The sequence below is a fragment of the Palleronia caenipelagi genome, from assembly GCF_007004065.1.
Taxonomy (GTDB): domain Bacteria; phylum Pseudomonadota; class Alphaproteobacteria; order Rhodobacterales; family Rhodobacteraceae; genus Palleronia; species Palleronia caenipelagi.
In genome coordinates, this window is record NZ_VFSV01000006.1 from 132,910 (window position 1) to 145,708 (window position 12,799).

15 protein-coding genes are annotated in these 12,799 nt (G+C 61.4%); 6 read left to right on the forward strand and 9 right to left on the reverse strand.

The genetic code is table 11. The features are described 5' to 3' along the window. Positions 1 to 113: 113 nt before the first annotated feature. The 6 genes from FEV53_RS05210 to FEV53_RS05235 all read left to right on the forward strand — a co-directional run bounded on the left by FEV53_RS05210 (position 114) and on the right by FEV53_RS05235 (position 4,965). Positions 114 to 554: a tellurite resistance TerB family protein gene (locus FEV53_RS05210; protein ID WP_142833758.1), complete on the forward strand. Its 441-nt coding sequence runs from the start codon at positions 114 to 116 to the stop codon at positions 552 to 554. 67 nt (positions 555 to 621) lie between these two features. Then, complete coding sequence (locus tag FEV53_RS05215) at positions 622 to 1,413, forward strand: ABC transporter ATP-binding protein (RefSeq protein ID WP_142833759.1); 792 nt, start codon at positions 622 to 624, stop codon at positions 1,411 to 1,413. A 122-nt stretch (positions 1,414 to 1,535) separates the two neighbouring features. Further along, positions 1,536 to 2,258 carry a transporter substrate-binding domain-containing protein gene (locus FEV53_RS05220; RefSeq protein WP_142833760.1) on the forward strand — a complete coding sequence of 241 codons (723 nt, stop codon included), beginning with the start codon at positions 1,536 to 1,538 and terminating at the stop codon, positions 2,256 to 2,258. 56 nt (positions 2,259 to 2,314) lie between these two features. Continuing rightward, complete coding sequence (locus FEV53_RS05225) at positions 2,315 to 3,172, forward strand: ABC transporter permease (RefSeq protein ID WP_142833761.1); 858 nt, start codon at positions 2,315 to 2,317, stop codon at positions 3,170 to 3,172. Next, complete coding sequence (locus tag FEV53_RS05230) at positions 3,169 to 3,975, forward strand: ABC transporter permease (RefSeq protein ID WP_142833762.1); 807 nt, start codon at positions 3,169 to 3,171, stop codon at positions 3,973 to 3,975. The genes FEV53_RS05225 and FEV53_RS05230 overlap by 4 nt, the downstream gene beginning before the upstream one ends. A gap of 249 nt (positions 3,976 to 4,224) precedes the next feature. Next, a complete protein-coding gene (locus FEV53_RS05235) occupies positions 4,225 to 4,965 on the forward strand; it encodes a hypothetical protein (RefSeq protein WP_142833763.1) in 741 nt (246 codons plus the stop codon). Here FEV53_RS05235 and FEV53_RS05240 read toward each other — a convergent pair. The 9 genes from FEV53_RS05240 to cyoE all read right to left on the reverse strand — a co-directional run bounded on the left by FEV53_RS05240 (position 4,937) and on the right by cyoE (position 12,782). Further along, the gene (locus FEV53_RS05240; protein WP_142833764.1) at positions 4,937 to 6,322 is read right to left on the reverse strand and encodes an FAD-binding oxidoreductase; all 1,386 of its coding nucleotides are present in this window, start codon (positions 6,320 to 6,322) and stop codon (positions 4,937 to 4,939) included. The two genes, FEV53_RS05235 and FEV53_RS05240, sit on opposite strands and share 29 nt — an antisense overlap. A gap of 21 nt (positions 6,323 to 6,343) precedes the next feature. After that, positions 6,344 to 6,922, reverse strand: coding sequence for a GNAT family N-acetyltransferase (locus FEV53_RS05245; protein WP_142833765.1), 579 nt, complete (start codon positions 6,920 to 6,922; stop codon positions 6,344 to 6,346). Further along, a complete protein-coding gene (locus FEV53_RS05250; RefSeq protein ID WP_142833766.1) occupies positions 6,919 to 8,181 on the reverse strand; it encodes a M16 family metallopeptidase in 1,263 nt (420 codons plus the stop codon). The genes FEV53_RS05245 and FEV53_RS05250 overlap by 4 nt, the downstream gene beginning before the upstream one ends. Continuing rightward, a complete protein-coding gene (thrC, locus tag FEV53_RS05255; protein WP_142833767.1) occupies positions 8,181 to 9,557 on the reverse strand; it encodes a threonine synthase in 1,377 nt (458 codons plus the stop codon). The genes FEV53_RS05250 and thrC overlap by 1 nt, the downstream gene beginning before the upstream one ends. 10 nt (positions 9,558 to 9,567) lie before the next feature. Next, positions 9,568 to 10,230 carry an SURF1 family protein gene (locus FEV53_RS05260; RefSeq protein ID WP_142833768.1) on the reverse strand — a complete coding sequence of 221 codons (663 nt, stop codon included), beginning with the start codon at positions 10,228 to 10,230 and terminating at the stop codon, positions 9,568 to 9,570. 72 nt (positions 10,231 to 10,302) lie between these two features. Beyond that, positions 10,303 to 11,106: a cytochrome c oxidase subunit 3 gene (locus FEV53_RS05265; protein WP_142833769.1), complete on the reverse strand. Its 804-nt coding sequence runs from the start codon at positions 11,104 to 11,106 to the stop codon at positions 10,303 to 10,305. Between the two features lie 16 nt (positions 11,107 to 11,122). After that, positions 11,123 to 11,689, reverse strand: a complete 567-nt coding sequence (locus tag FEV53_RS05270; RefSeq protein WP_142833770.1) for a cytochrome c oxidase assembly protein — start codon at positions 11,687 to 11,689, stop codon at positions 11,123 to 11,125. Continuing rightward, on the reverse strand, positions 11,686 to 11,826 hold the full coding sequence (locus FEV53_RS20785) for a hypothetical protein (RefSeq protein ID WP_185962110.1): 141 nt from the start codon (positions 11,824 to 11,826) through the stop codon (positions 11,686 to 11,688). The genes FEV53_RS05270 and FEV53_RS20785 overlap by 4 nt, the downstream gene beginning before the upstream one ends. 44 nt (positions 11,827 to 11,870) lie before the next feature. Beyond that, positions 11,871 to 12,782, reverse strand: coding sequence for a heme o synthase (gene cyoE / locus FEV53_RS05275; protein ID WP_142833791.1), 912 nt, complete (start codon positions 12,780 to 12,782; stop codon positions 11,871 to 11,873). Positions 12,783 to 12,799 lie beyond the last annotated feature (17 nt).

The following is a 12,799-nucleotide window of genomic DNA, read 5'->3' on the forward strand; positions in this document are numbered from 1 at the left end:
CATACATAGTCGCTGCGGCGCAGCTTTGAAACGTACAAGCTGAATTATTACCATTTATCGCGCCTTTTTCATGCCACATTTGCAACGCTGCAACAGCCGAGTATAGGAATGGAATGCTTAACGATCTGCTACGCCGTCTCACCACCCCAACGCCCGAACCTCTCGGCATGTCCGACGCGCGTCTGGCGCTGGCCGCATTGCTGGTCCGCGTCGCCAGGGCCGATGCCGACTACGCCGCGACAGAGCGCGCCCGGATCCTGAAAATTCTCAGCAACCGCTACAACCTCGACGCGCTAAAGAGTGAAGCGCTGCTGTGCGAAGCCGAATCGATCGAGGCAGACGCCCCGGATACCGTTCGCTTTACCCGCGCGATCAAGGACGCGGTCCCCTACGAGGACCGGATCGGCGTCATCGAGGCGTTGTGGCAAGTCGCTCTGGCCGATGGCAACCGTGACGCAGAAGAGGACGCACTGTTGCGGATGGTTGCCCCGATGCTGGGGGTGAATGACCGCGAGTCGAACCTTGCGCGTCAAAGGGTTGCTCCGAAGGGATAGAGAGGGATGACTTGCCTTTCCCGGTCGGATCAGTCCTAATCTGCCGTAGACAAAAACCGGAGACTTCGTGACAGAGACCACCGCCTCCCCCGCCGAGCTGCCCGTCCTCGAAGTGCGCGATCTGCACAAGAGTTACGGCAATCTGGAAGTCCTGAAAGGTGTCGATCTCACGGCGCGCAAAGGATCCGTGATATCACTGATCGGTTCATCCGGATCCGGAAAATCGACCCTCCTGCGGTGTTGCAACCTGCTTGAGGACAGTCAGGGCGGCGAGATTCTGTTTGAGGGCGAACCCGTGCGTTGGCGGGGTCAGGGCGCGGACCGCCATCCCGCGGACGCGAAACAGGTGACCCGCATCCGAACGAACCTGTCCATGGTGTTCCAGAGCTTTAACCTCTGGGCGCATATGACAATTCTGCAAAATGTCATGGAAGCCCCGGTGAAGGTTCTCAAGCGCGACGCGGGCGAGGTCGAGCAGGCCGCCCGCGCCTATCTTGGCAAGGTGGGCATCGCGGACAAAGCAGACCGTTACCCCGCTGAACTTTCCGGCGGCCAGCAGCAGCGCGCCGCCATCGCGCGAGCGTTGTGCATGGAGCCGCGAGCGTTGTTGTTCGACGAACCAACGTCGGCGCTCGACCCGGAGCTGGAGCAAGAGGTTGTGCGGGTGGTCCAGTCACTGGCGCAGGAAGGCCGGACCATGGTTCTGGTGACCCATGACATGAAGATGGCGGCCGATTGTTCGGACCACGTCATTTTCCTGCATCAGGGACTCATCGAGGAGGAGGGACCGCCCGATCAGCTGTTTGGTCAACCTAAAAGCGATCGCCTCCGTGGATTCTTATCGTCAACGGCGGCATGACGTTGGGGAAACCTGACTAAATGGATCGCGGTTTGTGCAGATCTCTTGCCAAAACGGGCGATTCCCATAAGCCTTCGGACCACCAAACGCGGAACACACCGCGAAGACACTAGGGAGATACCATGAAACGCATCCTTTTGGGCACCGCCCTTTTGGCCGCCTCGGTCGTGACCGCCAGCGCGCAGGACGTTATCCGCCTCGGCACCGAGGGCGCCTACCCTCCGTACAACTTCATCGACGACAGTGGCGAAGTGGCGGGCTTCGAGCGGGTTCTGGGCGATGAGCTCTGCAAGCGCGCCGAACTGACCTGTGAGTGGGTGACCAACGACTGGGATTCGATCATCCCGAACCTCGTCTCCGGCAACTACGATGCCATCATCGCCGGCATGTCCATCACCGCCGAGCGCGCGGAAAAAATCGCCTTTTCGCAGAACTACGTGCCCCCGTCGCCCTCCGCCTACGTGGGTCTGACCGAGGATGCGGACACCACGGGCGGTGTTGTGGCCGCGCAGACCGGCACCATTCAGGCCGACCACGTCACCAGCACGGATGCGAGCCTGCTGGAGTATCCGAACCCCGAGGAAGTCGTTGCCGCAGTGCGCTCCGGCGAAGCGGACGCCGCGCTGGCGGACAAGGACTTCCTGACGCCCTTTGTCGAGAACGACGGCGACCTGATGTTCGTAGGCGATGATGTGCCGCTGGGTGATGGGATCGGCATGGGCTTCCGCCAGTCCGATGACGAGACCCGCGCCAAGTTCGACGCTGCCATCCAGTCCATGAAGGATGATGGAACTCTGAAAGCCCTCATCACTGAGTGGCTGCCCGATTCGCCGAACTTCGACTGATCTTTCGGGGGCGCCCGACCCGGCGCCCCCGTTGCTCTGACGCGGAGACCTGAGCCATCTTTTCCTACTGCGCCGATCCCTCAACCCTGAGCACCCTGGCCTGGTTCAGCTGCTACCTCACCACGGGCAAGCTCTTCGCGTTCTACACCTCCTTCGGCACGGTGATGATCCTGCTTGCCGTCACCGCCCCCGCAGCGCTCCTGTTCGGATTCGGCGGTGCCGTCGCGGCCCGGTCCCAGATCCTGCCCCTGCGCCTCTTTGGTAAGGGCTATACCTCGATCGTGCGGGGCGTCCCCGACATCGCCTTCTTCCTGTTCTTCGTCATCGCACTCGATCAGGGCATCGAATGGACACGTCACCAGATCGTTTGCCCCGACTGGACCGAGGCGATCCGGCAAGGATCGGATTTCCTCGTCTGCCCCGAGGCCAAGACCCCGTCGGGCAACGCCCCCCAATGGATCCATGAGATCTACGGGTTTGCCATCGCTGTGCTGACCTTTGCCATCGTCTTCGGGGCCTTTGCCGCCAATGTGCTTTACGGTGCGATGCAGGCCATTCCTCGCCCACAAATCGAAACGGCCGCCGCATACGGCATGAGCCAGCGCCAAACCTTCCGCCGGATCATCGTGCCGCAGATGTGGGTGTACGCGCTACCGGGTCTCGGCAATCTCTGGATGATCCTCGTCAAGGCCACCCCGCTGCTGTTCCTCCTCGGCATCGAGGACATCGTCTACTGGGCACGGGAACTCGGCGGGACCAAAACTCCGGGCTTCACCGATTATCCCCATGGGGACTGGCGCATGTGGTATTTCTTTGTCTTGCTGGTGTTTTACCTCGCCCTGACCCGCGTCTCTGAGGTCGTCCTCGAACGCATCATGGCGCGGCTCACCTTCGGGCAGGCGGTAGCAAAATGAGCTGTCTTGAGACCATTCAGGCCTACGCCTTCCGCTCCGTCGGCTTCGGCGAGCGTCTGCTGCCCCGTGATGATTTCACCCTCTGCCAGCAATTCACCCTGATCGGCTCCGGTCTGATCTGGAATGTCTACTTTGCCGTCTGCGCGCTGGCCCTCGGGTTCAGCCTCGCGGTTGCGCTGGCCGTCGCGAAATCCAGCAAGACATGGGCGATCCGCAAACTGGCCGAATGGTTCATCCTGATCTTCCGGGGCTCACCGCTCTTTATCCAGTTTTTCTTCGCCTACTTCCTGTTCGTCTCACTCAAGTCGAGCATCCCCGCTATGGCCCCCTTCACCGCCGCGTGGCTGGGCGCGCTGGTGGTCCTGTTCCTCAACACGTCAGCCTATGCAGGCGAGATCTTCTACGGCGCGCTCAAGACCATCCCCCGCGGAGACATCGAGGCCGCAGACGCCTATGGCATGAGCGGCTGGACGAAGTTCCGCTCGGTGACGTTCCCCACCATGTTGCGGCTCGCCTGGCCCGCATACACGAACGAAGCGATCTTCCTGTTCCACTCGACTGCACTGGTCTTCTTCTCCGGCTTCCCGGCGTGGCAGCAGAGGGGCGACGCGCTCTACTACGCGAACTACTTCGCGGATAAGACCTTCAATCCCTTCGTCCCTTACCCGATCCTGGCCTTCTTCTTCATCCTGCTGACACTGTGCATCGTTGGCTTCTTTGGCCGGATCTCAAAACGACTCAATCGCCATCTGCCGCAAGGCATACGCGTCCGGACGCGACCAAAGCCGAATTTCTTTCGCTGACGTACGTTAAATCCTGCGGCAGAAACTGGTCTGTTACGCAAAAGGCTCCGCAAAATTTCCGGCCCATTATCCGCCGAACCGGGCAGAAGTCGGTACGGTTGTTACTCGCCCCTTTACAAAGCTCTGCAATTCCCTCGGAAGTGCCTAAAAACGAATGATTAATTGGCACTCTTTTCCGAATGATCTTCTTTTGCTCTAATCCTGAATCCCACACCCTGACCGACATTCGACGGGATGTGGAGGGACAGGATGACGGAGGGAGACGCAGATACCGCAGAATACCTGTTCGACGGCGATCATCTGCGCATGAGCTGGTTCGATGCGGGAAGGACCTTCCTGCTGGTTACTTTCGATCACTGGCAGCCCGATCGATCAGATTTCGGATCATTCGAGAGATCCCAGTTCTGGACCAGACAGGGGGTCTCACAGCTACGCATCGGCACGCGGCACAACGACTGGTTTCTCAATCCGGAGACAGCCGAGATCGAATCTTTGCTCGCAGAATTTCGGCAAAGGTTCGAACGGGTCCATGCGCTTGCTTTCAGCATGGGCGGCTTTGGCGCGCTGCGTCTATCCAAAGCCCTGAACGCAAACAGGATGCTCCTGTTTTCACCTCAGGCCTCCGTCTGGAGCGAAGATGTCCAGGACAGTTTCTGGTGCCGCGCCTACAAGGGCACTTTGGGTCGATCTACGGGATTGCACGAGAGCCCGGTCAAGCGTGGGCAGTCCGGCACGCTGGTGTTTGATCCGGACAACAGAGATGACACACGGCACGCGAACCTCTGCGCCACTCTGTTTCCCAAACTTGAGCTCTGTCCAATCTCCGGATCCGGCCATTCCTTTTCCCGTTTGCTGTCTGTCAAAGGCTCGTTTGCCGCTGTACAAAAAGCCTCTCTGAAACTCGGCCGATGCGGTGATTTCCTGCGGAGCCGGTGCAAAGTTCTACAACCTGACGTGACCGTCAGCGCAGAACGGCCCCCGGGTTCATGATCCCCATCGGGTCGATACTGGTCTTGATCGCGCGCATTGCAGACAGTTTCCCGGAGTCGCCATAACGCTCAAGCTCGCCCACCTTGAGCCGACCAATGCCGTGCTCCGCAGAGAAGGATCCGTCTCGCCGGACCACTTCATCTGTCACGATCTCCCGCAACGCCTCGGACAGATGCGCGTAGTCGGACTTGCTGCGGCCCGGGGCTGGAAAAAGATTATAGTGGAGGTTCCCATCTCCAAGATGACCGAAGGCATTGATCCGAACGTCTGACATCGCCCGCAGCCGCGCCTTACAATCTTCAAGGAACACTGGAATTTCCGACAGCGGCAGCGAGATATCGTTGGACACCACAGCGCCAATGGCCCTGTTGGCGAGGGGGATCGATTCACGGACAGCCCAGAGTTCCGTTCGTTGCGCCTCTGATAACGCGACAACACCGTCCTTACTGAGACCGGCCTCCATGGCCTCAGCGAACAGCGCGTTGAACCAATCGGCAGGGTCGCCACCGGGGCCCAGACCGATATCGATCAGGACCGACCAGTCAGGGACAGGATCGAGAGGGATCCGTATCGGCAAACTGGCCTCGACAAGAAAACGCAGCCCCTGCCCGGAGATCAGCTCAAAGGCCGAAACGCCCCCACGCGCGAGGGCGAGAGCCAGCAGATCCAGTGCGGCGGCGGGGTCAGGAACCGCCAGCAATGCAGCACCGCTGGCCGCCGGTTGCGGAAAGAGCTTCAACGAGGCCGCCGTGATCACACCAAGCGTGCCTTCAGAGCCGATCAATAACTGGCGCAGATCGTAACCGGTGTTATCTTTGCGGAGGCGTTTGAGGCCGTGGATCACCTGACCGTCGGGCAAAACGGCCTCGATCCCCAGCGTCAGATCGCGAGCATTGCCGTATCGGAGCACGTTCACCCCGCCCGCGTTGGTTGACAGCAATCCTCCGATCCGAGCCGACCCCTCCGACGCGAGCGACAGCGGAAACAGCCGGTCGGCCTCCACAGCGGCCTTCTGAACGTCGGCGAGAACCGCTCCGGCCTCTGCAACGAGGACGTTCTCCGCAGGATAGACCGCGCGGATTGCGCGCATTCTCTCCAGAGACAGCACGATCGGCGTCCCGCCCGGCAGCGTTTGTCCTCCGACCAGACCTGTCCCTCCACCGAACGGGACCACCGGAATGCCACGGGCGTTGGCGAAACGGAGGATTTGCGACACCTCATCGACAGACCGCGGCGCGAGCACGGCGCCAGCAGATCCAGACCACTGGCCCCGCGGCTCGGTAATATACGCGTCGCTGAGGTCGCGCCGGGTACCGGCCGGCAGAAGTTTCTCCAGATCTGATACCCAGTGCGTCATGCCACCCTCCACAGGGATCAATCAGGCGCGTCCACGCCGGTCATTGCGAAGGTTGGCGTAAAGCACATGATTGCGCCAGCGCCCCGCGATCTCCAGATACGACTGCGCGACACCTTCGTATTTGAAGCCGCTTTTTTCCAGCACCCCACGCGATGCAGCATTCTCGGGAAGACAGGCCGCCTCTAGTCGGCTGAGGCTCAGCCTGTTGAACGCGTAATGGACCGTGGCCTCGATCGCCTCGCGCATATATCCCTGCCGGGCAAAAGGCGCGCCGATCCAGTAGCCCAGCGTGCCAGCCTGCGCGGGCCCTCGGCGGATGTTGTCGAGCGTGAGAGCTCCGAGAAGCTCATCGCTGTCGCGTCGGATCAGGAACAGGCCAAGAGCGGTTTGTCTGCTCAGAGAATTATGAGACCAGACGACGCGCTTTTGAAAATTCTGGCGGCTGAAATGATCTGCAGCCCAGATCGGCTCCCACGGTTTCAGAAAGTCAGCACTGTCACGCCGCAGAGTGCACCACGCCACATGGTCGGTCGACTCCGGCAAGCGGAGCGTCATGCGCTCGGTCTCGATCCGAAACTGTCGCCGACCCAAACGGATCATGCGGCCAACCGCGCGCCGATCTGGGACAGGTCGGGGGCGCGTTCGACAGGGCCGTAAAGGGCCACAGCGGGGGTCGCGGCAGACAAGAGTTTAGCACCATAATCCTGCAGATCAGACAGGTGGACTGCGTCGATCTTGGCGACGGTTTCCTCGATGGACGGAATGCGTCCCCAGATTGCCAGCAGCCGGGCCAGCCGCTCGGCACGGGAGGACGCGCTCTCCAGTCCCATGAGCATCCCTGCCTTCATTTGCGCCCGGGATCGCTCAAGCTCGGCGGAGGCCAGTCCCGACGTCGCCCGTTTGATCTCGTCGACAGTGACTTCGATGAGATGTCCCACGTCATCACCGGACGTCCCGGCATAGATCGTCAGCATACCGCTATCGGCATAGGCGCCAGCCTGCGCAAAGATCGAGTAACAGAGCCCGCGATTTTCCCGCAATTCCTGAAACAGCCGCGAGGACATGCCGCCCCCAAGCGCGCTCGCAAAAATTTGCGCCGCGTAGAAGTCGTCGTGCAGATAAGAGGGCGCCTCAAAGCCAAGGGTCACATGGGCTTGCTCCAGAGCCTTCGTCTCCCGGCGTTCGCCCCCGGCAAACCGCGCGGGATCGGGAGATGCCCCGAAGCGCGGCGAGAGATGGCCAAAGGTCTCTTCCGCAAAACGGCAGATGACGTCATGATCCACCGCACCGGCTGCCGCGAGGATCAGGTCGCCCGGACCATAGCGCTCGCGCACAAAGGTCGAGAGATCGTCACGGGAGAAGTTCCGCACCCGTTCCGACGGACCAAGGATCGGACGGCCAAGAGGTTGATTCGGATAGGCAACCTCCTGCAACCAGTCGAAAACGATGTCGTCGGGCGTGTCGAAGACCTGACCGATTTCCTGCAGAATCACGCCACGCTCGACCTCGATTTCGCGCGGGTCAAAGATCGGGTTGAGCACGATATCCGAGATCACATCGAGAGCCAGCGGCACATCCGCCTCCAGCACCCGCGCGTAATACGCCGTCATCTCGCGGCTGGTATAGGCGTTGATATAGCCCCCCACATCCTCAATGGATTCCGCGATTTGCAGGGCCGTGCGCCGCTCGGTGCCCTTAAAGGCCATGTGCTCCAGAAAATGCGCGATCCCGTTCTGCTCGGGCCGCTCATGGCGCCCGCCCGCATTCACCCAGATGCCGACGCTGGCCGATTGCAGGCCCGGCATGTGCTCGGTGACGATCCGGAGACCGTTTGCCAGCGTGTGGGTGGCAATACTCATCAAAGACGACCTTCGATCAGGGTTTTCAGGGCATCCAAATCATTGGCGACGCGGGTCTGCCGCTCGGGCCGGTCGAACAGGTCCACCATCCGCTCGGGCAGAGCGGGGTGGAGACCCGTGGCCTCGGTCACAGCGTCGGGAAACTTGGCCGGGTGGGCGGTGGCCAGCGTGATCATCGGGCAATCCGACAGATGCTCTTCGGCGACCTTCACACCGACGGCGCTATGGGGGCAGAGAATCTCGCCAGTGGTCTCGTGCAGCCGCCGGATCGTCGCCATGGTTTCGTCTTCGGAGGCGCGTCCTGAGCCATAGATCGACCGCAGCTCGGCCATGGCATTGTCGGAGATGGTGAAGCCGCCCTGCGCCTTCAGTTCCGCCATCATCCGGGTGACAGCAGCACCGTCGCGGTCATGGGCCATAAACAGCGCGCGCTCGAAATTGGACGAGACCTCGATATCCATCGACGGGCTGATGGTGGGCTGCACACCTTCTTTCCGGTGGTCACCGGTCTCAAAGGTCCGGTGCAGGATGTCGTTGCTGTTGGTCGCAATGATCAGCCGCCGGATCGGCAGCCCCATGGACCGCGCGATGTAACCCGCGAAGATGTCGCCGAAATTGCCCGTGGGAACGGTGACGTCCACTTCGCGGTGGGGCGCGCCAAGGCTGGTAGCGGCGCTGAAGAAATACACCACCTGCGCCAGAACCCGGGCCCAGTTGATCGAATTCACCGCCGTCAGCCCTACCCGGTCGCGGAAGGCATGATCGTTGAACATATCCTTCACCGCCGCCTGACAGTCGTCAAAATGGCCGTCGAGGGCGAGGGCGTGGACGTTCTCCTCGACCGGCGTGGTCATCTGGCGGCGCTGCACATCGGAGACGCGACCATGCGGGAACAGAATGAAGCACTCGACCGCATCGAGCCCCCGGAATGCCTCGATCGCCGCGGAGCCCGTATCGCCGGAGGTGGCGCCGACGATCGTGATCCGGTCACCGCGCCGGGACATGGCGTCCTGAAATAGCTGACCGATCAGCTGCATGGCAAAGTCCTTGAAGGCCAGCGTCGGCCCGTGGAACAGCTCCAGCAGGAAGTGGCCCTGCGACAATTGCACCAATGGAGCACGGGCGGTGTGGCCGAACCCGCCATAGGCCTTGGCGATCAGGTCACCGAGGCGCTCCTCGCTCATGCCCGTAAAGGGCAGCATCACCCGGAGCGCGATCTCCTCATAGGGCAGCGTGGCCAGCGCGGCGATGTCCTCGCGGGACATTTGCGGGATCTCGCCGGGGACATAGAGCCCCCCATCCCGCGCCAGACCGGCCAGCATAGCACCTTCGAAATCGAGAACGGGCGCCGTGCCGCGGGTTGAGTGATACTGCATCGAAAACCTCTCAGATCGTCCGCTTTGCCATACGCCAAGCCAGAAGCGCTGTCATCCCCGCCCAAAGGACGGCGATGGAGAACCATGTAATCGCATATTGCAGGTGGTCATTTGGGATCCCGGCAGTGGAGACGGGGAGCGGCGTCAGGCCCTCAATCCCGGGGGCAAGGCTGCGCGCCACGATAAGGGTGGGCTCGGTCTCCAGAGCCTGCGCCATCGCAGGTACATCACGGGCAAACCAGATGTTCTCGGACAGATCCGGCTCGGGCGTATAGCCATCCACTTCGTCGGGCCAGTGAAGATTGCCCGTCACGGTGAGCGGTGTCGTGGGCAGCGCGATCTCCGCCGCCACGGGAGCAGCGCCCAGATCCACCATGACGCGCCGCGTGCCCGTGTCAAAGGGCGCGATCAGCCGGTAAGCCGGACCCAGCTCGACCGTCGAGATCAGCACCCGGAGCGGCTCCCCGGAAATGGTGCCGCGCGCCTCGACCGGCAAATATTTCTGGGCTGGGTAGGGATTGTCGGGCAGCTCGGTCGCCGGCGCGTCAATCGCGGCCTCGATCTCGGCCAGCATATCGGTTTTCCAGTCCAGCCGCTTGACCTGCCATGTGCCCAACGACAGCAGGACGGCCAACCCGCCCAGCCCGATGATCACCAGAGAGATCCACCGCATGTTGCAAACTCCCGCAGAAAGGGGCGCCGCAGCGCCCCTGTCATGTCTTCTTTTCGCCCGAAATCGAAGGGGTCAGGAACCCCAGATGTAGATCGCGCAGAACAGGAACAGCCAGACCACGTCCACGAAGTGCCAGTACCAGGCTGCCGCTTCGAACCCGATATGCTTTTCGGGAGTGAAATGCCCGGCGCGGACACGCAGGTAGCACACGAAGAGGAAGATCGTCCCGATGATCACGTGCGCCCCGTGGAAGCCCGTCGCCATGAAGAAGTTGGCGCCGTAGATGTTGCCAGCGAAGCCAAAGGCCGCATGGCTGTACTCATAGGCCTGGAAGAAGGTGAAGATCAGGCCAAGGATCACGGCGAGGATGATGCCGTTGGCCATGTCCTTACGGTTATTCTCGTGAACCAGCGCGTGGTGCGCCCAGGTGGCAGCGGCACCGGAGCAGAGCAGGATCAGCGTGTTGATCAACGGCAGGTGCCACGGGTCAAAGGTCTCGATGCCCTGCGGCGGCCAGGTCTGGAATTCAGCCGCCGTGCCGCCATTATTGCCGGGATACATGGCGTGCTTGAAGAACGACCAGAACCAGGCGGCGAAGAACATGACTTCGGACATGATGAACATGATGAAGCCGTAGCGCAGGCCGATCCGCACCACCGGGGTGTGGTCGCCCACATTCGATTCGCGAATCACGTCACCCCACCAGGCAACCATCGTGTAGAGAACGACGGCAAGGCCGATGAAGAACATGAACGGCGTGATGCCCTTCATCCACATCACGGCACCGAACAGCATGATGAACGCCCCGACCGACGCGATAAAAGGGTGCAGCGACGGGGGGAGAATGTGGTAGTCGTGGTTTTTTTCGTGCGCCATGGCGTCCCTCGGGTGGCTAGTTTGTCGGGAGGCTCGCCTGCCGTTCTTCGTCGGGCAGGTCGATCTCGTAGAAGGTATAAGACAGGGTGATGTGCTTCACAAACTTTGCGTCGGGGTCATCAACGATGGCCGGGTCAACGTAAAAGGACACAGGCATCTGCACGGTTTCCCCGGGCTGAAGCACCTGTTCCGTAAAGCAGAAGCACTCGATTTTTGAAAAGAACTCCCCGGCATAGAACGGGGTGACGTTGTAGCTCGCCTGCCCCGCGACCGGGCGGTCTGTAGGATTATGCGCCTCGTAGAAGGCCAATCCGGTCTCGCCGATGCGGATCTCCATCTCGCGCTCGACCGGCTTGAAGGTCCAGGGCATGCCCTTTTCCAGCGTCGCGTCGAAGCGGACTTTCATGGTCCGCTCGAGGATTTCATCCGCTTCGGCCTCAGCGGAATTAGTGGTGCCACCATATCCCGTGATCTGGCAAAAGATCGTGTAGAGCGGCACAGATGCCCACGCGAGTGCGCCCATCGTGAGGACGACGCCGACCAGCCAGCGAACGGTACGCATCTTGTCAGTCTGCGCGCTCATCGAGAATCCTCGGCAGGCGCAGCGCTGGGCGTCGGAACGCGATCGAAACTCTGATTCGCGCCGAGTTGTTTGACCTTTACGACCGTCAGGCCGAAGACGATCCCGATAAACGCGATCAGCACCAGCAGCAGCCCCATGTTGCGGGAGCGACGGCGCCGGTGAAGGTCGTGTTCAACCTGTATCACGCGAACACCCCCAAACGCAGCAGAGCTGCATCGACCAGCAAAGCGCCGAAATGCAGGAAGAGGTACAGGAGCGAGAAGCGGAAGAACCTCTTTTCCACCAGATAGTTGTCGCCCTCGGCGTCGGTCTCGTCACGGCGCAGGATCCTCCATGCGCCGAAAACGAACCACGCGTTCAGCGCGATGGCGGTGATGAGGTAGACCGGACCGCTAATCGGCGACAGCGCCAGCAGCACAGCGAACACCGCGAGGATCACCGTGTAGACAAAAATGTGACGGCGGGTGGAGGGGCGGCCATGGGTCACGGTCAGCATCGGAACGCCAGCATCGTCGTAGTCCGAGCGCATGAACAGAGCCAGTGCCCAGAAATGCGGCGGCGTCCACAGGAAAATCAGCGCGAACATCAGCACCGATTCGACCGAAATCGACCCGGTTGCCGCGACCCATCCGATCATCGGCGGGAAAGCCCCAGCAGCCCCGCCGATAACGATGTTCTGCGGCGTCGAGCGCTTGAGCCACATGGAATAGACGACGGCGTAGAAAAAGATGGTAAAGGCCAGCAGGGCGGCAGCGGCCCAATTTGTGGCCAATCCTAGCATCACGACCGAGAACCCGGACAGCGTCAGCCCGATGGCCAGCGCCTCAGAGCCGGTGACCCGGCCCGAAGGGATTGGGCGGCGCGAGGTCCGGCGCATGACCGCGTCGATATCCGCATCCCACCACATGTTCAGGGCGCCCGAGGCACCGCCGCCGACGGCGATGAACAGGATCGCGCAAAAACCGATGAACGGATGCACCGGGACCGGCGCAACGAGGAGGCCGACAAAGGCGGTGAACACCACCAGCGTCATGACGCGCGGCTTCAGCAGGGCGAAGTAATCGCCGAACTGCGCCTCGCCCTCATGCGCCATATCCTGTGTCAGATCGG

What these genes read in the sequence shown, in the direction of transcription:
- FEV53_RS20785 (WP_185962110.1), bottom strand. Translation starts at nt 11,826, where the DNA reads ATGGGGCTGCTGCTGGTGCTGATCGCGTTTATCGGGATCGTCTTCGGC.
- FEV53_RS05245 (WP_142833765.1), bottom strand. Translation starts at nt 6,922, where the DNA reads ATGATCCGTTTGGGTCGGCGACAGTTTCGGATCGAGACCGAGCGCATG.
- FEV53_RS05220 (WP_142833760.1), top strand. Translation starts at nt 1,536, where the DNA reads ATGAAACGCATCCTTTTGGGCACCGCCCTTTTGGCCGCCTCGGTCGTG.
- FEV53_RS05250 (WP_142833766.1), bottom strand. Translation starts at nt 8,181, where the DNA reads ATGAGTATTGCCACCCACACGCTGGCAAACGGTCTCCGGATCGTCACC.
- thrC (WP_142833767.1), bottom strand. Translation starts at nt 9,557, where the DNA reads ATGCAGTATCACTCAACCCGCGGCACGGCGCCCGTTCTCGATTTCGAA.
- FEV53_RS05270 (WP_142833770.1), bottom strand. Translation starts at nt 11,689, where the DNA reads ATGAGCGCGCAGACTGACAAGATGCGTACCGTTCGCTGGCTGGTCGGC.
- cyoE (WP_142833791.1), bottom strand. Translation starts at nt 12,782, where the DNA reads ATGGCGCATGAGGGCGAGGCGCAGTTCGGCGATTACTTCGCCCTGCTG.
- FEV53_RS05230 (WP_142833762.1), top strand. Translation starts at nt 3,169, where the DNA reads ATGAGCTGTCTTGAGACCATTCAGGCCTACGCCTTCCGCTCCGTCGGC.
- FEV53_RS05235 (WP_142833763.1), top strand. Translation starts at nt 4,225, where the DNA reads ATGACGGAGGGAGACGCAGATACCGCAGAATACCTGTTCGACGGCGAT.
- FEV53_RS05240 (WP_142833764.1), bottom strand. Translation starts at nt 6,322, where the DNA reads ATGACGCACTGGGTATCAGATCTGGAGAAACTTCTGCCGGCCGGTACC.
- FEV53_RS05265 (WP_142833769.1), bottom strand. Translation starts at nt 11,106, where the DNA reads ATGGCGCACGAAAAAAACCACGACTACCACATTCTCCCCCCGTCGCTG.
- FEV53_RS05260 (WP_142833768.1), bottom strand. Translation starts at nt 10,230, where the DNA reads ATGCGGTGGATCTCTCTGGTGATCATCGGGCTGGGCGGGTTGGCCGTC.
- FEV53_RS05210 (WP_142833758.1), top strand. Translation starts at nt 114, where the DNA reads ATGCTTAACGATCTGCTACGCCGTCTCACCACCCCAACGCCCGAACCT.